At 66.6% G+C, this 17,731-nt stretch carries 14 protein-coding genes; 13 read left to right on the plus strand and 1 reads right to left on the minus strand.

Going from position 1 to position 17,731, the window contains the following annotated elements; translation table 11 throughout:
* The first annotated feature begins 72 nt into the window (after positions 1-72).
* From VPH47_RS07360 to zipA, 7 genes are all read left to right on the plus strand, one after another.
* Entirely contained in the window at positions 73-411 is a 339-nt protein-coding gene (locus VPH47_RS07360) for an iron-sulfur cluster assembly accessory protein (protein WP_006376495.1), read from the plus strand.
* 78 nt (positions 412-489) lie between these two features.
* The gene (locus VPH47_RS07365) at positions 490-1,032 is read left to right on the plus strand and encodes a CbrC family protein (protein ID WP_368850409.1); all 543 of its coding nucleotides are present in this window, start codon (positions 490-492) and stop codon (positions 1,030-1,032) included.
* A gap of 230 nt (positions 1,033-1,262) precedes the next feature.
* A complete protein-coding gene (rpsF, locus tag VPH47_RS07370; protein ID WP_049445625.1) occupies positions 1,263-1,700 on the plus strand; it encodes a 30S ribosomal protein S6 in 438 nt (145 codons plus the stop codon).
* Between the two features lie 11 nt (positions 1,701-1,711).
* A complete protein-coding gene (gene rpsR / locus VPH47_RS07375) occupies positions 1,712-1,942 on the plus strand; it encodes a 30S ribosomal protein S18 (RefSeq protein WP_002804494.1) in 231 nt (76 codons plus the stop codon).
* Between the two features lie 105 nt (positions 1,943-2,047).
* On the plus strand, positions 2,048-2,497 hold the full coding sequence (gene rplI / locus VPH47_RS07380) for a 50S ribosomal protein L9 (protein ID WP_014037734.1): 450 nt from the start codon (positions 2,048-2,050) through the stop codon (positions 2,495-2,497).
* Positions 2,498-2,756: 259 nt separating this feature from the next.
* The gene (gene smc, locus VPH47_RS07385; protein WP_368850410.1) at positions 2,757-6,260 is read left to right on the plus strand and encodes a chromosome segregation protein SMC; all 3,504 of its coding nucleotides are present in this window, start codon (positions 2,757-2,759) and stop codon (positions 6,258-6,260) included.
* 46 nt (positions 6,261-6,306) lie between these two features.
* The gene (gene zipA, locus VPH47_RS07390) at positions 6,307-7,044 is read left to right on the plus strand and encodes a cell division protein ZipA (protein WP_110712806.1); all 738 of its coding nucleotides are present in this window, start codon (positions 6,307-6,309) and stop codon (positions 7,042-7,044) included.
* Between the two features lie 244 nt (positions 7,045-7,288).
* Here the strand turns inward: zipA and VPH47_RS07395 are convergent, their stop codons facing one another.
* Positions 7,289-8,413: a pyridoxal phosphate-dependent aminotransferase gene (locus VPH47_RS07395; protein ID WP_368850411.1), complete on the minus strand. Its 1,125-nt coding sequence runs from the start codon at positions 8,411-8,413 to the stop codon at positions 7,289-7,291.
* A gap of 336 nt (positions 8,414-8,749) precedes the next feature.
* Between VPH47_RS07395 and ligA the strand changes: the two genes are divergently transcribed.
* The 6 genes from ligA (at position 8,750) to gyrA (ending at position 17,622) form a co-directional block, all read left to right on the plus strand.
* Positions 8,750-11,221 carry an NAD-dependent DNA ligase LigA gene (ligA, locus tag VPH47_RS07400; protein WP_368851571.1) on the plus strand — a complete coding sequence of 824 codons (2,472 nt, stop codon included), beginning with the start codon at positions 8,750-8,752 and terminating at the stop codon, positions 11,219-11,221.
* 49 nt (positions 11,222-11,270) lie between these two features.
* Complete coding sequence (locus VPH47_RS07405) at positions 11,271-11,756, plus strand: N-acetyltransferase family protein (protein ID WP_368850412.1); 486 nt, start codon at positions 11,271-11,273, stop codon at positions 11,754-11,756.
* On the plus strand, positions 11,753-12,709 hold the full coding sequence (gene epmA / locus VPH47_RS07410; protein ID WP_110712802.1) for an EF-P lysine aminoacylase EpmA: 957 nt from the start codon (positions 11,753-11,755) through the stop codon (positions 12,707-12,709). Before VPH47_RS07405 ends, epmA begins: the two co-directional genes overlap by 4 nt.
* A 139-nt stretch (positions 12,710-12,848) precedes the next feature.
* Positions 12,849-13,577: a DUF3011 domain-containing protein gene (locus tag VPH47_RS07415; RefSeq protein WP_110712801.1), complete on the plus strand. Its 729-nt coding sequence runs from the start codon at positions 12,849-12,851 to the stop codon at positions 13,575-13,577.
* Positions 13,578-13,624: 47 nt separating this feature from the next.
* Positions 13,625-14,689, plus strand: a complete 1,065-nt coding sequence (mtnA, locus tag VPH47_RS07420) for an S-methyl-5-thioribose-1-phosphate isomerase (RefSeq protein ID WP_368850413.1) — start codon at positions 13,625-13,627, stop codon at positions 14,687-14,689.
* A gap of 218 nt (positions 14,690-14,907) precedes the next feature.
* Positions 14,908-17,622 (plus strand): DNA gyrase subunit A, encoded by a 2,715-nt coding sequence (gene gyrA / locus VPH47_RS07425; RefSeq protein WP_153856000.1) that lies wholly within the window; start codon positions 14,908-14,910, stop codon positions 17,620-17,622.
* The last annotated feature ends 109 nt before the right edge of the window (positions 17,623-17,731 follow it).

Below are 17,731 nucleotides of genomic sequence, written 5' to 3' on the forward strand. Positions count from 1 at the left end.
AGCGTTCTGCTTGCGAGGCATTTTTCGTGGCAACGGCTCCTTATAATGTCCCCGTACCTCTGGAGTAGCCCCATGGCCGTCAGCCTGACCCCCATTGCCTTCGAGCGCGTGCAGCGCTTTGTCGCCCAGACCCCCGGCGCGCTGGGCCTGCGTTTCGGTGTGACCAAGACCGGTTGCTCGGGCTGGGGTCACATCACCGACCTGGCCCGCGACGAGCGCGAGGGCGATACCGTGTTCGACCAGGATGGCGTGAAGATCTACGTCGATGCCAAGAGCCTGGCGCTGGTGGACGGCACCGTGATCGACTTCGGCAAGCACGGCCTGAGCGAGACCTTCACGTTCAGCAACCCCAATGCCACGGCCGAGTGCGGCTGCGGTGAAAGCTTCACCACCGACGCCGACAAGGCCTGAGGGCTGGTTCTGGCGTCCGCCGGGCATGGCCGGGCGGTGGTAGATGCCGACCTTGGTCGGCAGGGAAGGGATCCACGGATGGAACGACCGCTTTTCATTTATCACCCCAACGCCTACGCCCTCTCCTTCGAAGAGGTCGACGGGGTCTGCGACTGCTGTGGTCAGCCGCGCACACTGCGCTACCGGGGGCCGTTCTACTCCGTTCTGGGTCCCGATTACCTGTGCCCCTGGTGTATCGCCGATGGCAGGGCAGCGGCCAGTTACGAGGGTGAATTCACCGGCTGGAGCGATATCGAAGGGGTATCCCCGGATCCGGCCGATCCGCCGCCGACCATCGCCCGTGAGCTGCTGCTGGAGATCTGCGAGCGCACCCCGGGCTACTCGTCCTGGCAGCAATCGGTCTGGCTGAGCCATTGTGAGCGGCCCTGCGCCTTCCTCGGTTACGCCGGTAGCGAGGACCTCCAGTCCATCCTCGACCAGGTCCGGCCCGACGTGGTTGAGGTCAACCCGCGCGACGCCGACTGGGTGCTGGCGCACCTGAGCCGGGACGGGGAGATGATCGGCTGCCTGTTCCAGTGCCTGGAATGCGGCCAGCATCGGCTTCACGTCGACCTCGGGTGAATCCAGACGGGTTCGTGGACTATGCGGGGCTCCGGTAGCGGCCAACCTGGGTTGGCATGGGGGCTGCGCCCCGGTTCAGGTTGCCCTGTGACCCGCCGGTTGCCCGGCACCCCTCATCTGCGCCATAATGCGCGGCTTCCTGCCTCCCTGGCGGGAATCCTTGCCCCACCGCGGTATCAACGGCGGGGGGCTGTCCGGCCGCGAGGCCACATCCGAAAGGTAGAAAAAACATGAGTCGTCATTACGAAATCGTGTTCATGGTCCACCCGGACCAGAGCGAGCAGGTCCCGGCCATGATCGAGCGCTACAAGTCGCTGGTCGAGAACGGCAACGGCACCATCCACCGTCTGGAAGACTGGGGCCGCCGCCAGCTGGCATACCCGATCCAGAACCTGGTGAAGGCCCACTACGTGCTGCTGAACATCGAAGCCGACCAGGCCGTGCTGAACGAGCTGACCGAAAGCTTCCGCTTCAACGACGCCGTGCTGCGCAACCTGGTCATCAAGCGTGACGAGGCTGACACCGAGCAGTCGCTGATCATGAAGAGCAAGGACGAGAAGGGTGACAAGCCGGAGCGCGGTGAGCGCCGTCGTCGTGACGACGAAGAAGGCGAGTCCACCACCACCGCTGACAACGAAGCCGGCGACGACGCCGCTTCCGCCGCCTAAGGAGCCTTCCCATGTCCAAGTTCTTCCGTCGCCGCAAGTTCTGCAAGTTCACGGCTGAAGGTGTGAAGGAGATCGACTACAAGGATCTCAACACCCTGCGCCAGTACCTGACCGAGAACGGCAAGATCGTGCCGAGCCGCGTCACCGGTACCAAGTCGAAGTACCAGCGTCAGCTGGCGACCGCTGTCAAGCGCGCTCGCTTCCTGGCCCTGATCCCGTACACCGACAACCACGACGTCTGATGCCCGGCGGGGCGGCCCGGTGCCGCCCCCGCTGTGCCAGCTATTCGGACAGCCTTTGTTGCGGGGTATCGCCTCGCTAACGAATAACTCATCTGGAGCAATACCATGCAGCTGATCCTCCTGCAGAAAGTCACCAACCTCGGCAACCTGGGCGACCTGGTCGACGTGAAGCCGGGCTACGGCCGTAACTTCCTCGTGCCGCAGGGCAAGGCCGTTCCGGCCACCGAGAGCAACAAGGCCGAGTTCGAAGCCAAGCGCGCCGAATACGAAGCCAAGGCCCAGGCCATCCACGCCGACGCTGACGCCCGCAAGGCCAAGCTGGAAGGCGCGAGCGTGACCATCCCGGCCAACGCTTCGACCGAAGGCAAGCTGTACGGCTCGGTCGGCGCCCGCGAAATCGCCGATGCCTTCACCGCTGCCGGCCTGCCGGTCAGCAAGAGCGAAGTCATCCTGGGCGAAGGCGCCTTCCGCAACATCGGCGAATACGACGTGCTGGTCCACCTGCACGCCGACGTCGAGACCACCGTCAAGGTCGTCGTCGTCGCCGAAGCCTGATCCCACGCCGCAAGGCCTGGCATCACCGCAGAACGGGCGCCCGCAAGGGTGCCCGTTTTGTTTTATGGCCCCGTTTCGTGGCGTCGGGCCACGTCCGGATGACGGGGTGGGACTGGACAGTGTTCCACGCCCATACGTAGAACACGGCCACATCGGTATACTCAGGGCGTCACACCCGTTCCACGGGCATCGATCCCAGCAGGATCAATGACTTGGAGGGTAAACGCAGGCCGCTTGCCGGCCCCAGTCCGGAACCCCTATGCGTCTTTCCACGATCAAGCTGTCCGGCTTCAAGTCGTTCGTCGATCCGACCACCCTGCACCTGCCGACCAACATGACCGGCGTGGTGGGGCCCAATGGCTGCGGCAAGTCGAACATCATCGACGCCGTGCGCTGGGTCATGGGCGAGAGCTCGGCCAGCCGCCTGCGCGGCGACTCGCTGACCGACGTGATCTTCTCCGGTTCCAATGCCCGCAAGCCGGTTTCGCAGGCCACCGTCGAGCTGATCTTCGACAACTCGGACCACACGATCTCGGGCGAGTACGCCTCGTTCAACGAAATCTCGGTCAAGCGCACGGTCAGCCGCGACGGCACCAGCAACTATTACCTCAACGGCACCAAATGCCGCCGGCGCGACATCACCGACCTGTTCCTCGGCACCGGTCTGGGCCCGCGCAGCTACTCGATCATCGAACAGGGCATGATCAGCCAGATCATCGAGGCGCGCCCGGAAGACCTGCGCGTGTACCTGGAAGAGGCGGCCGGCATTTCCAAGTACAAGGAGCGCCGCAAGGAAACCGAGACCCGCATCCGCCACACCCGCGAGAACCTGGACCGGCTGGGCGATCTGCGCGATGAGATCAGCAAGCAGCTCGAACACCTCAAGCGCCAGGCCAAGCAGGCCGAGCAGTACCAGGCGCTGCAGGAAGAGCGCCGGGTCAAGGATGCCGAGTGGAAGGCCCTGGAATTCCGCGGGTTGGACGGTCGCCTGTCCAAGCTGCGCGAAGGGCTGTCGCAGGAAGAGACCAAACTGCAGCAGCTGATCGCCGATCAGCGTGACGCCGAGGCCCGCATCGAGACCTCGCGCGTTCGACGCGAAGAGGCCGCCGACGCGCTCAACACCGCGCAGGCTGCGGTCTACCAGGTCGGCAGCACGCTGGCGCGCCTGGAGCAACAGATCCAGCACCAGCGCGAGCTGTCGCAGCGCCTGCACAAGGCGCGCGACGAGACCCGCCAGGCGTTGGCCGAACTGGGCCAGCACATCAGTGGTGACGAGGCCAAGCTGATGGTGCTGCGCGAGGCGGTCGAGGCGGCCACCCCGCAGCTGGAAGAACTGCAGGAAGAGAACGAGATCAAGCAGGAAAGCCTGCGCGAGGCCGAGGACCGGCTGGCCAGCTGGCAGCAGCGCTGGGAGCAGCACACCTCGCAGAGTTCGGAGGCGTCGCGCGCCGGCGATGTCGAGCGCACGCGCGTGGACTACCTGGACAAGCAGATCCTCGACGCTGACCGGCGTCGCGAGGCCCTGGCCGCCGAGCGCGCCGGGCTGGACGTGGACGCGCTGGAAGAAGCCTTCGAGCAGCTGCACCTGCAGCACGACACGCAGAAGACCGCGCTGGATGAATTGAGCGAAGACGTCGAGCTGCGCAAGCAGGGCGTGGCGACGGTGCAGGAACAGCAGCGCAATGGCCAGAACGAACTGGCCGAACTGCGCAAGCAGGCCAACGGCCTGCGCGGTCGCCTGGCTTCGCTGGAAACCCTGCAGCAGGCCGCGCTGGGCCAGGAGCAGGGCGCGGCCGTGGCCTGGTTGAAGGCGCGTGGACTGGATTCGGCGGCGCGTGTCGGCGAACGCCTGGACGTTGATGCCGGCTGGGAGAACGCGGTGGAAAGCGCGCTCGGCCAATTGATCGAAGGCGTGCTGGTTGATGATCCGGCGAGCCTGGTCGATGCCCTCGGCGAATTGGGCGAGGGCCACATCGCGCTGGTTGCCAACGATGGCGCGGACCTGAAGGTCGCGCCGACCTCGCTGGCGGCCCACGTGCGTGGCCCGGCCGCGATCCGTCGCCTGCTGGCGCACCTGCACGCAGTCAAGGACCTGTCCGAGGCGAAGGTGTTGCAGGCCAGTCTTCCGGAAGGCGATTCGATCATCACCCAGAGCGGCGAGCGCCTGGGCCAGGGCTGGCTGCGAGTATCGCGCTCCGGTGCGGCCCAGCAGGGCGCGCTGCTGCGCGAACGTGAGATCAACGAGCTGCGCGAGCAGATCGAGCAACTGCAGGATCGCGAAGCCGAGCTGGAAGAACAGCTGAGTGGTTTCCGTGAGCAGTTGCAGGCCGCCGAGCAGCAGCGCGAAGACGCGCAGCGTGCGCTGTACCAGGCCCACCGTGCGGTCTCTGAACTGGCTGGCCAGCTGCAGGGCCAGCAGGGCAAGGTGGAGGCGGCGCGCACGCGCATCGACCGCATCGAAGGTGAACTGAAGCAGCTGCAGGAAACGCTGGAAGCCAACAACGAGCAGGCGCGTGAAGCGCGTTCGCGGTTGGAGAACGCGGTGAGCAGCATGGGCGACCTGGAATCGACCCGGCAGCGGCTGGAGGGTGAGCGCCGCCAGCTGACCGAAGCCCGCGACCTGGCCAGAGACGCCGCGCGAGCGGTGCGCGAGCGCTCGCACTCGTTGGCGCTGACCCTGGAATCGCAGCGGGCGCAGCTGGCTTCACTGAGCCAGGCGCTGGAACGCATGGGTACCCAGCGCGGGCAGCTGGATTCGCGACTGGGCGAACTGCATTCACAGCTGGACGAAGGTGATTCGCCGGTCGAATCGTTGCAGGCCGAGCACCAGAATGCACTGGAAGAGCGCGTGCGGGCCGATCGCGTGCTGACCGAGGCGCGCACGCTGCTCGATGGCATCGACGCCGAGCTGCGCAATTACGAACAGACCCGCCACCAGCGCGACGAACAGGCGCTGGCCCAGCGCGAGCGTATCTCGCAGCGCAAGCTGGACCAGCAGGCGCTGGTGCTCAGCGCGGACACCCTGCAGGGCGCGGTGGAGAAGGCCGGGTTCGTACTGCAGGACGTGCTCAACGCATTGCCCGAGGACGCCCGCCTGGGTGACTGGGAGCAGGCCGTGCACCAGATCGATGGCCGCATGCGCCGGCTGGAGCCGGTCAACCTGGCCGCCATCCACGAGTACGGCGAGGCTTCGCAGCGCTCGGATTACCTGGATTCGCAGCACACCGACCTGACCACGGCGCTGGAAACCCTGGAAGATGCGATCCGCAAGATCGACCGCGAGACCCGCGGTCGTTTCAAGGACACCTTCGATCGTGTCAACGCTGGCGTGCAGGCGCTGTACCCGCGCCTGTTCGGTGGCGGCCACGCCTACCTGGAACTGACCGGTGAAGACCTGCTCGACACCGGTGTGACCATCATGGCGCGTCCGCCGGGCAAGCGCGTGTCCAGCATCTCGCTGCTGTCCGGCGGCGAGAAGGCGATGACCGCGGTGGCGCTGGTGTTCGCCATCTTCCAGCTGAACCCCGCGCCGTTCTGCCTGCTGGACGAGGTGGACGCGCCGCTGGACGAGGCCAACGTCGGCCGCCTGGCCAACATGGTCAAGGAAATGAGCGAAAAGGTGCAGTTCCTGTTCGTCAGCCACAACAAAGCGACGATGGAGGCCGCGCACCAGCTGTCGGGCGTGACCATGCGCGAGCCGGGCGTCAGCCGCCTGGTCAGCGTGGACCTGGAAGAAGCCGCGCGATTGGCGGGCGCGGCCTGACGTGCCATCCTAGTTACCTGAATGAACTAGCCGGAGAACCTATCGAATGTCCGACACGGCACTGTTGCGCATCGGCATCCTGGCCGCCGGCCTGCTGTTGATCGCCGCGATCTTCCTGTTTGGCCGTCCGAAAAAGAAGCCCCAGGGGCGTCGCGTGGAAGGCGCGGAACCGACCAGCGGCGAGCGCCGCGAGCCGGTACTGGGCGAAGACGGCGTCGCCGTGGCCGAGGGCCGCGTCGAACCGGGCATGCCCGGCGAAGGCGAGCAGGCGGAACTGGGCCTGGGCGAAACCGACCCCGGCGCGAGCGACCTTGGCAAGCGCGCCACCCAGGACTTCGACAAGATCGTCTCGCTGTTCGTGGCCGCCCGGGCCGGCGAACAGCTGCGTGGCGAAGACATCGTGGTGGCGGCCGAGAAGACCGGCCTGGTGTTCGGCCACATGAACGTGTTCCACCGCTTGGTGGAAGGCCATCCCGAGCGCGGCCCGATCTTCTCGATGGCCAGCATCATGAAGCCGGGCAGCTTCGACATGGCCAACATCCGTGCCATGGAAACGCCGGCGATCGCCTTCTTCCTGACATTGCCAGCGCCGCTGACCGCGCTGGACGCCTGGGAGAAGATGCTGCCGACCGTGCAGCGCATGGCTGAACTGCTGGATGGCGTGGTGCTGGATGACAGCCGCAATGCCCTGGGCCGCCAGCGCATCGCGCACATCCGTGACGAGCTGCGCGCCTACGACCGCCAGCACCAGGCCCCGCCGCTGACCAAGACCCCGCGCTGGTAAGCCCCCAACTGTAGAGTCGAGCCATGCTCGACTCAAGCTTGGAGCGACCGACCAAGCCATCGTGACCGGGCCCTTTGTTGATAAATGCCTTTCTGTAGAGTCGAGCCATGCTCGACTTGCGGATCCCCGGGTAAGCCCCAGTCGAGCATGGCTCGACTCTACAGGGGCCCAGGTCGGCACGCACAACAGTAGATCCACGCCATGCGTGGATAGGGCGAACCAAGGTTCGCCCCCACCAACAGGGTCAGGCCGGTACGCCGGCCACCTTTGCGAATGCCCTGCGGAACGCGGCCATTTCCTCCTCGGTGCCGACGGTCACGCGCACGCGCTGTGGCCAGATCGGCCAGCTGCGTCCGATCACCACGCCGTTGTCCGCCATCGCCTTGGCGAACGCGCTGCCATCGCGTTGCACGTCGACCACGAAGCAGTTCGCTTCCGACGGCAGGCAGCTGAAACCACGCTTGCCCAGCCACGCGATGGTGGCCTGCCGCAGCTTGGCATTCTGCAGGCGGCGCTGCGGAATCAACTGCGGATCGCGCAGGCTGGCCAGTGCAGCGGCCAGTGCCGGCACGGGTAGCGGGTTGTCGCCCAGGCTGGCCAGTTCGCGCAGACGGTCGGGATGTGCGGCCGCCGCGCCCAGGCGCAGGCCGGCCATGCCGTACAGCTTGGAGAACGTGCGCAGCACGATCAGGTCATCGCGCTGCGCTACCTGCGTGATCAGGCTGGGTTGCTCGCTGTACTGCAGGTAGGCCTCGTCGACCAGCACGCGGGTGGAAGCGGGTTTGTGGGCCAGCAGCCAGGCGAGCTCATCCGGCGGGCTGATCGAGCCGGTCGGGTTGTTGGGGTTGCAGACATACAGCAGCCCGGTCGGGCGTGCGTGTGCGGCGGCGGCCATCGCACGCAGGTCGTGTGCACCGTCCTCGCGCAGCGGCACTTTCTGCACGTGTGCACCGTGTGCGGCGGCGACCTCGCCCAGCGTCTCGAAGGTCGGGTCGGCCACTACCAGCCCCGCCTGCGGGCCGGTCCATAGCACGGCGGCGCGGTTCAGCGGCTCGCTGGAACCTGGATACAGCCGCACGTGATCAGCCGGAATGCGTGCCTGTTCAATAAAGGCATCGCGCACCTGGCCCGCCAGTTCGAAGCGGTAGCGGCCGCAGCTGGCGATGCTGTCGCGCGCCGCCTGCTGGGCTGCGGGCGAGGGGCCGTACGGGCATTCATTGAAGTTCAGTAGTACGGCGCCTTCGGCAGGGGCGGGGGCGGCGGCTGTCGCGGGTTGGGCCTGGCCAAACTGCGGCAGCCCGCTGCCGGCGACGGCGAGGCCGGCACCGGCCAGTTGCAGGAAGCGTCGACGGGAAGCGGGCAGGGGCACGGGTAGGATTCCGAAGGGCGACCGTCGCACGCTAGCGCCGGTGGGCATGTGCGAGAAGCTGCTTTTTGTGGAGTCGAATCATGCTTGACTGCAGATGTGCCAACCAAGGTTGGCACCTACCAGAGCGGGGAGTGGTTGGCACGTACCAGAGCGGGGAGTGGTTGGCACGTACCAGGGCGGGGGAGTGGATGGCACGTACCAGGGCGGGGGAGTGGATGGCGCCTGCCAGAGCGAGGGAGGACCCGTCGAGCTTGGCTCGACTCTACAAAAGGCGGCGGCGTTACAGGGGCTGACAGCCGGGCGCGGTAGAATCCCCGGCCATCCCAGAACCACCGGATCCCGATGAGCCCCAGCCCCGCCGAACGCGCCGAAGACCTTCGCCGGCAGATCGCCCAGGCCAACCGCGCCTATCACGAGCTGGACGCGCCGGAGATCCCCGACGTCGACTACGACCGCATGGTGCGCGAGCTGGAAGCGCTGGAGCGCGAGCACCCGGAACTGGCCCGTGCCGACAGCCCGACCCAGCAGGTCGGTGCGCGCCCCTCCGGCCGCTTCCCGGAAGTGCGCCACGCGGTGCCGATGCTGTCGCTGTCCAATGCTTTCAGCGATGAGGAGGTGGCCGATTTCGTGCGCCGCATCGATGAGCGCCTGGGTCGTCGCAGCCTGCGGTTCTCGGCCGAGCCGAAGATGGACGGCCTGGCGATCAGCCTGCGCTACGAAGACGGGCATTTCGTGTTGGGCGCGACCCGTGGCGATGGCAGTACCGGCGAGGACGTGACCGCCAACCTGCGCGAGATCGGTGACATTCCCAAGCGCCTGCACGGCAAGGACTGGCCGGATGTGCTGGAGGTACGCGGCGAGGTCTACATGGCCCGCGCCGACTTCGAGGCCTACAACGAACGTGCGCGGCTGCAGGGCGGCAAGGTGTTGGCCAACCCGCGCAATGCCGCCGCCGGTTCGCTGCGCCAGCTCGACCCGAAGATCAGTGCGCAGCGCAGGCTGAGTTTCTTCGCCTACGGCACTGGCGAAGTGCAGGGCGGCGAGCTGCCGGATACTCATTCGGGCACACTGGCCCAGCTTGGTGCCTGGGGCTTCCCGGTCAGTGAGCTGTGCAAGGTGGTGGAAGGCACCGACGGCCTGCTGGGCTACTACCGCGACATCGGTGAGCGCCGCGATGGCCTGCCGTTTGATATCGATGGCGTGGTGTACAAGCTGGATGACCGTGCCGGCCAGCAGGCGATGGGCTTCGTTTCGCGCGCGCCGCGCTGGGCCATCGCGCACAAATTCCCCGCGCAGGAACAGAGCACCACGGTGGAGGCGATCGAGATCCAGATCGGCCGCACCGGTGCCGCCACACCGGTCGCGCGACTGGCGCCGGTGGCGGTGGCCGGCGTGATCGTGTCCAATGCCACGCTGCACAACGCCGACCAGATCGCACGCCTGGATGTGCGCGTGGGCGACAGCGTAATCGTGCGCCGCGCCGGTGACGTGATTCCGGAAGTGGTCAGCGTCATTCTCGACCGCCGCCCGCAGGGCACCACGCCGTGGCAGATGCCGACGCGCTGCCCGGTGTGCGGCTCGGAGATCGTGCGCGAGGAAGGTGCGGCGGCGTGGCGCTGCTCGGGCGAGCTGTCCTGCCCGGCGCAGCGCAAGGAGGCCATCGCCCATTTTGCTTCGCGTCGTGCAATGGATATCGACGGCCTCGGCGACAAGTACATCGAAACCCTGGTCGACGCCGGCATCGTCAGGAGCGTGGCAGATCTGTATCGCCTCAACCGCGACCAGCTGCTGCACCTGAAGCTGGTGCTGGATGCCGAGGATCCGTCGGCACTGGCCGCTGCGCTGAAGCTGCACCTGCCCGCCGAAGGCAGTGGTGCGGTGCTCAATGCGGTGCTCAAGCTGGATGGCAACGATCCGGGCTGGCGCGCACAGGCGCTGGCGCAGCCGGCCAGCTTCGAATGGAACACGAAGAAGATCGCCACAAAATGGGCCGACAACCTGATCGCGGCAATCGACGCCAGCCGTGCGGCCACGCTGGAGCGCCTGCTGTTCGCGCTTGGCATCGAGCACGTGGGCGAGAGCACGGCCAAGGCGCTGGCGCAGTGGTTCGGTGACCTGGAGCTGATCCGCCACCTGCCGTGGCCGTTGTTCAAGCGTGTGCCGGACATCGGTGGCGAAGTGGCGCGTTCGCTTGGCCATTTCTTCGAGCAGCAGGGCAACCAGCAGGCCATCGATGACCTGCTGCAGGTCGGCCAGGTGCGCATCAGTGATGTGCATGCGCCCAGCGCCAAGCTGCGCGAGGGCCTGGATCTGGCGCAGCTGCTGGTCGAGTCGGAGATCCCTGGCATCACCCGCCTGCGTGCCGAAAAGCTGGTGGCTGTGCTTCCGGGCGCGCAGGCCGTGCTCGACGCCGAGCATGGCCAGTTCGTCAACGCCGGCCTGCCGGACGACACTGCACGCGGCCTGGCTGAGTGGCTCGATGCCGATGGCCATGGTGTGATGCTGCTGGCGGCCGAGAAGGCGATGCAGCAGATCCTGGCCAAGGCGCCGGCGCTGGCCGAGATCGTGGCCGGCCCATTGGACGGGCAGACCGTGGTGCTGACCGGCACCCTGGCCCAGCTCACCCGCGATGCCGCCAAGGAACGCCTGGAAGCGCTGGGTGCCAAGGTTTCCGGCAGCGTGTCGAAGAAGACCAGCTTCGTGGTGGCCGGTACCGAGGCCGGCTCCAAGCTGGACAAGGCGCAATCGCTGGGCGTGCCGGTGTGGGACGAAGACCGCCTGCTGGCCTATCTCGCTGAACACGAATGATGACCCCGCCGGGTGCCCCGCGCCCGGCATGAAAGACAAAGGAACACCGATGCAGACCGCCCTGCTGGATTTCCGCCTGGCCACCCGTGCCGACGAGGACCTGTTGATCTCGTTGATGCGCGAGTTCTACGCCGAAGACAGGATCGACTTCGATGATGCGCGCGTGCGTCGCGGCATGGATGCGCTGCTGGCCGACCCGCGCAATGGCGAAGTGCTGCTGTGGCTGGACAAGGCAGGCGAGGTGGTCGGCTACGCGGTGATCGCGATGGGCTTCAGCCTGGAGCAGGGCGGCCACTTCATGCTGCTGGATGAGCTGTACCTGAGCCACCGCGCGCGCGGCCGCGGCCGCGGCAAGCAGGCGCTGGCCATCTGCGAACAGCGCGCTCGCGGGCGTGGCGTCAGCCGTCTGCGGCTGGAAGTGAACCACCACAACGAACTGGCCCGACGCCTGTACCTGGCCAGTGGCTACATCGATGACACCCGCGATCTGCTGACCCTGCCGCTGGATCATCCGCGCCCGGAGGGCATCCTGTGAGCGAGGCCCTGCTGCGCGCGCTGCAGCAGCGTGCCGCACTCAATGCGCTGGTGCGCCGCTTCTTCGCCGAGCGCGATGTGCTGGAGGTGGAAACACCGATCCTGTCGGTGGCAGGCAACACCGAGCCGAACATCGACAGCTTCCATACCGATTTCACCGGGCATGTCGATGCCGGTGGCCGTCGCCGTTGGCTGCGCACGTCGCCGGAGTATCCGCTCAAGCGACTGCTGGCGGCAGGCGTGGGCGACTGCTACGAACTGGGCAGGGTGTTCCGCAACGGCGAGGCCGGCGGCCGCCACAACCCGGAATTCACCATGCTGGAGTGGTATCGGGTCGGCTGGGACCACCACCGGTTGGTGCAGGAGACCGCCGAGCTGGTCGGCCAGGCGCTGGCCCTGGTCGGGCGCAGTGCGACCCTGCGCGTGCTCAGCTACCGCGAGCTGTTCCAGCAGCATGTGGGCGTGGACCCGTTCGAGGCCGATGAGACCGCGCTGCGTAACGCGCTGGGCGAGGTGCACATCGACCCGGTCGGGCTGACCCGCGACGATTGGCTGGATCTGCTGATGACCCACCGCATCCAGCCGCACTTCGATGACGCGGTGATGACCGTGGTCCACGACTGGCCGGCCAGCCAGGCGGCGCTGGCCCGCATCCGTGCCGGCACGCCGCCGCTGGCCGAGCGTTTCGAGCTGTATCTGGGCGCGGTGGAGCTGGCCAACGGCTATCACGAACTGAACGACGCGCAGGAGCAGCGCACGCGCTTCCAGCGTGACCTGCAGCGCCGCCACGAACGCGGCCAGGTGCAGCCGGCGCTGGACGAAGCATTGCTGGCTGCGCTGCCCTCGATGCCGGCCTGCGCCGGCGTGGCGGTGGGCGTGGACCGGCTGCTGATGGCGATGAATCGCACGCCGCGCATCGCCGACGTGTTGGCCTATGACTTCGCCCACGCCTGATCTTCGCGGTTTTCTGAATATCGAAGACTGAACGGATTGCCGCGTTTCCGTGCTTGCTTCGGTAAGCAGGATGATGCTCTTATCACGGCAGATGCGGGACACTGGCATCGGAATTCGTCCACTCCTGTTGGGGAAGGCATTGGTCAAGTGGTTTGCGGTCGTCGCGGTACCGGTCTACTCCATTGCGTTGTGGGGTGCCTGGCTGCCGTCGTCGGCGTCTGCCCAGCAGGTGGGTTATGACGGCGAAGTGGTGACCTGCGAATCGCGCGACATGGGCTGGGTGCATTGCGATATCGATGTCAGCAACGGCGTCGATCTTGTGCGCCAGCTCTCCAACAGCAGCTGCATCCGTGGCAGCGAGTGGGGCACCGACCGTAGTGGCGTGTGGGTCACCCTGGGCTGCCGCGCCGAGTTCCGCGCGCGCCGTGCCGCGGGTGCCGCAGCGGCCGCGAACGAAGGCAAGCGCCTGGTCCGCCGCGTGGTGCGCTGCGAATCCAATGGTCGTCCGCAGAGCTGCCCGGTGCGCCTCGACGGTGCCCCCGTGCGTCTGTTGCGGCAGCTGTCGGCACTGCCATGCCGGGAAGGGCAGGGCTGGGGCTACAAGCGCAACGAAGTCTGGACCAGCCGCGGCTGCCAGGGAGATTTCGAGGTGGCCGACGATGACGGCCGCTTCGTCGATGTGCCACGCCGGCTGACCTGCGAATCGAAGTCGAAGAAGCGCCGGTTCTGCGGGGCCAGCATCTCGGTCGGTGCCGTCGTCTCCGAGCAGCTGTCCAGCACGCCGTGCGAGGAAGGCAGCACCTGGGGCTGGAACCGCAACGGGATCTGGGTGGATGGCGGCTGCCGCGCCGAATTCTCGGTGAATTGAGTCCGGGCGGGCTCCAACCACGTGGGGCGTGGCCCTACAATGGGCCCATGAACACTGCCTCTGACATCGACTACGCCCGTTACGACCACATCCGCCCGATCCTGTGGACCGGCGATGCCCTGCAACTGCTGGACCAGCGCAAGCTGCCGTTCGTTGTCGAGCATGTGGTCTGCCATGACAGTGACGAGGTTGCCGCCGCCATCCACGCGCTGACCGTGCGCGGTGCGCCGGCGATCGGCATTGCCGCGGCCTGGGGCGTGGTGCTGGCCGCACGTGACGTGCAGGCCGCCGATGGGGCGCATGCATTGCAGCAGCTGGAACCGGCGCTGCAGCGCCTCAACGCATCGCGCCCGACCGCCGTCAATCTGGCCTGGGCGCTGGCACGCATGCGCCGCTGCCTGAACGCCGCCGGCGCCGACTGGAAGACGTTGCTGGAAGCGGAAGCGCAGGCCATCGCCGAGGAAGACCTGGCCGCCAACCGCCACATGGGCGCGCTGGGCGCGGGCCTGATCGAGGCCGGCAGTGGCGTGCTGACCCACTGCAACACCGGCTCGCTGGCCACCGCCGGCTTCGGCACCGCACTGGGCGTGATCCGTGCCGGCATGGCCCAGCACCGCATCGCCCGCGTGTTCGCCGGCGAGACCCGTCCGTGGCTGCAGGGCGCACGTCTGACCGTATGGGAACTGCAGCAGGATGGCATCGACGCCACCCTGATCGCCGATTCCGCCGCCTCGCACCTGATGAAGGCCGGTGCGGTGCAATGGGTGATCGTCGGTGCAGACCGCATCTGCGCCAACGGCGATACCGCCAACAAGATCGGTACCTACCAGCTGGCCATCGCCGCCCGCCACCACGGTGTCAAATTCATGGTGGTGGCGCCGTCCTCGACCGTGGACATGGAGACCGTGGATGGCAGCCAGATCGAGATCGAGCAGCGAGATCCGGGCGAACTCTACGGCGTGGGCGGTACCCGCACCGTGGCCGAGGGCATTGCCGCCTGGAACCCGGTGTTCGACGTCACCCCGGGCGAGCTGATCGACGCCATCGTGACCGAGCGCGGGGTGATCCTGAACCCGACCACCGAGAACATGCGCGCCGCCTTCGGCGGTTGAGGCACAGGGGAAGGGGCAGCGTGACCTCCGCCCCCGGTAGTGCCGGCCGCTGGCCGGCAACCCCCTAAGTTCCTGATTTGTGCCGGTAAAATCTCCGTAAAGGGAGGCGGGAAACGGCCTGTTGTGGTAGTATCCACAGGTTGAATCGAGGTTCCGGCACGACCCCCTCCCGCAGAGGGCTGCGCCGGACTGGACCGCTACCAGACAACGGAACCCGAATGGCAGAAAACGCCAAGGAAATCATCCAGGTCAACCTGGAAGACGAGATGCGCAAGAGCTACCTCGATTACGCGATGAGCGTGATCGTGGGCCGCGCGCTCCCGGATGCGCGCGATGGCCTCAAGCCGGTGCATCGCCGCGTGCTGTTCGCGATGAACGAACTCAACGCGCACAGCAACAAGCCCTACTTCAAGTCGGCGCGTATCGTCGGTGACGTCATCGGTAAGTACCACCCGCATGGCGATCAGTCGGTGTACGACACGCTGGTGCGCCTGGCACAGCCGTTCTCGCTGCGTTACATGCTGGTCGATGGCCAGGGTAACTTCGGCTCGATCGATGGCGACTCCGCCGCGGCGATGCGATACACCGAAGCGCGCATGTCGCGCCTCGCGCATGAGCTGATGGCCGACATCGACAAGGAAACCGTCGATTTCCAGCCCAACTACGACGAGAAGGAACTGGAGCCGACGGTCATGCCGACCCGGTTCCCGAACCTGCTGGTCAATGGTTCGGCTGGTATCGCGGTGGGCATGGCCACCAACATCCCGCCGCACAACCTGAGCGAATCGATCAACGCCTGCATCGCGCTGATCGATAACCCGGAAATCGATGTCGACGGCCTGATGGAGTACATCCCGGGCCCGGATTTCCCGACCGCCGGCATCATCAATGGTACCGCCGGCATCGTCGCCGGCTACCGCACCGGCCGTGGCCGCGTGCGCATCCGTGCCAAGGCCGATATCGAAGTGGCCGACAACGGTCGCGAATCGATCATCGTCACTGAAATTCCTTACCAGGTGAACAAGGCGCGTCTGATCGAAAAGATCGCCGAGCTGGTCAAGGAAAAGAAGATCGAAGGCATCAGCGAGCTGCGCGATGAGTCCGACAAGGACGGCATGCGCATCTACATCGAGATCAAGCGCGGTGAATCTGCCGAGGTTGTGCTGAACAACCTGTACCAGCAGACGCAGATGGAATCGGTGTTCGGCATCAACATGGTGGCGCTGGTCGATGGCCGCCCGCAGTTGATGAACCTCAAGCAGATGCTCGAGGCGTTCGTCCGCCACCGTCGCGAAGTGGTCACCCGCCGCACCGTGTTCGAGCTGCGCAAGGCGCGCGCCCGTGCCCACGTGCTGGAAGGCCTGACCGTTGCGCTGGCCAACATCGACGAGATGATCGAGCTGATCAAGACCTCGCCGAACCCGAATGAAGCACGCGAGCGCATGCTGGCGCGCGTGTGGGAGCCGGGCCTGGTCGGTGCGATGCTGGGTGCCGCCGGTGCCGAAGCCTCGCGTCCGGAAGACCTGCCCAAGGGCGTGGGCCTGATCGAGGGCGGCTACCAGCTGACCGAGATCCAGGCCACCCAGATCCTGGAAATGCGCCTGCACCGCCTGACCGGGCTGGAGCAGGACCGCCTGACCGACGAGTACAAGCAGCTGCTGGAAGTGATCGCCGGGCTGATCCACATCCTGGAAGATCCCGACCGCCTGCTGCAGGTGATCCGCGAGGAGCTGGTCAACGTCAAGGCCGAGTTCGGCGACGAGCGTCGTACCGAAATCCGCCACAGCGAAGAAGACCTGGACATCCTCGACCTGATCGCGCCGGAAGACGTGGTGGTCACCGTGTCGCATGCCGGTTACGTGAAGCGGCAGCCGGTGAGCGTGTACCGCGCACAGCGCCGTGGCGGCCGTGGCCGCAGTGCGGCAGCGACCAAGGAAGAGGATTTCATCGAACAGCTGTGGCTGGTCAATACGCACGATACGCTGCTGACCTTCACCAGCTCGGGCAAGGTGTTCTGGCTGCCGGTGTACCAGCTGCCCGAAGCCGGTTCGAATGCCCGCGGCCGTCCGATCATCAACTGGATCCCGCTGGAGCCGGGCGAACGCGTTCAGGCCGTGCTGCCGGTACGTGAATACGCCGATGGCCAGTTCGTGTTCTTCGCCACCAAGAACGGTACGGTCAAGAAGACCCCGCTGGGCGAGTTTGCCTTCCGTCTGGCCCGCGGCAAGATCGCGATCAACCTGGACGAGGGCGATGCCCTGGTCGGCGTCGGCCTGACCGATGGCGAGCGTGACATCCTGCTGTTCGCCTCCAACGGCAAGACCGTGCGCTTCGGTGAAGACAAGGTCCGCTCGATGGGCCGTACCGCCACCGGCGTGCGCGGCATCAAGATGCCGGCCGGCGAGGAAGTGGTCAGCCTGATCGTGGCCGAAAGTGCCGGTGGCATCGAGGACGACAACGAGGACGACAACGGTGTCGAGGAAGCCGCCGCCAATGGCGATGCGGTGATCGACGGCGCCGATGACGCCAGCGTGCAGTACATCCTCACCGCCACCGAGAACGGCTACGGCAAGCGCACCCCGCTGCCGGACTACCCGCGCAAGGGCCGTGGTACGCAGGGCGTGATCGGCATCCAGACCACCGAGCGCAACGGCAAGCTGGTCGCCGCGGTGCTGATGGGCTCCGGCGACGAAGTCCTGCTGATCTCCGATGGCGGCACCCTGGTGCGTACGCGTGGCTCGGAAATCAGCCGCGTCGGCCGCAACACCCAGGGCGTGACCCTGATCCGCCTGTCCAAGGACGAGAAGCTGCAGGCGGTGGAGCGCATGGATGCCTCGATCGACGAGGACGAGGACGAGGTGGCTGTCGCCACCCCGGCCGCGACCGACGGCACCCCGGCTGCTGCCAGCAGCGAGGACGCCGCGCAGGAGTGATCCTGCCATCAGGTTGAGGTACCCGACGACGCCGGCCCTGTGCCGGCGTCGTCGTATCCGGGTGCCGCACATACGCGCGCGCTTCACGTCGGCGGTGGGATAACGGCGC

Source organism: Stenotrophomonas sp. WED208 (assembly GCF_040984485.1).
In the GTDB taxonomy this organism is placed as follows: domain Bacteria; phylum Pseudomonadota; class Gammaproteobacteria; order Xanthomonadales; family Xanthomonadaceae; genus Stenotrophomonas; species Stenotrophomonas riyadhensis.

What these genes read in the sequence shown, in the direction of transcription:
- rplI (WP_014037734.1), top strand. Translation starts at nt 2,048, where the DNA reads ATGCAGCTGATCCTCCTGCAGAAAGTCACCAACCTCGGCAACCTGGGC.
- rpsF (WP_049445625.1), top strand. Translation starts at nt 1,263, where the DNA reads ATGAGTCGTCATTACGAAATCGTGTTCATGGTCCACCCGGACCAGAGC.
- VPH47_RS07405 (WP_368850412.1), top strand. Translation starts at nt 11,271, where the DNA reads ATGCAGACCGCCCTGCTGGATTTCCGCCTGGCCACCCGTGCCGACGAG.
- VPH47_RS07365 (WP_368850409.1), top strand. Translation starts at nt 490, where the DNA reads ATGGAACGACCGCTTTTCATTTATCACCCCAACGCCTACGCCCTCTCC.
- rpsR (WP_002804494.1), top strand. Translation starts at nt 1,712, where the DNA reads ATGTCCAAGTTCTTCCGTCGCCGCAAGTTCTGCAAGTTCACGGCTGAA.
- zipA (WP_110712806.1), top strand. Translation starts at nt 6,307, where the DNA reads ATGTCCGACACGGCACTGTTGCGCATCGGCATCCTGGCCGCCGGCCTG.
- mtnA (WP_368850413.1), top strand. Translation starts at nt 13,625, where the DNA reads ATGAACACTGCCTCTGACATCGACTACGCCCGTTACGACCACATCCGC.
- smc (WP_368850410.1), top strand. Translation starts at nt 2,757, where the DNA reads ATGCGTCTTTCCACGATCAAGCTGTCCGGCTTCAAGTCGTTCGTCGAT.
- gyrA (WP_153856000.1), top strand. Translation starts at nt 14,908, where the DNA reads ATGGCAGAAAACGCCAAGGAAATCATCCAGGTCAACCTGGAAGACGAG.
- VPH47_RS07360 (WP_006376495.1), top strand. Translation starts at nt 73, where the DNA reads ATGGCCGTCAGCCTGACCCCCATTGCCTTCGAGCGCGTGCAGCGCTTT.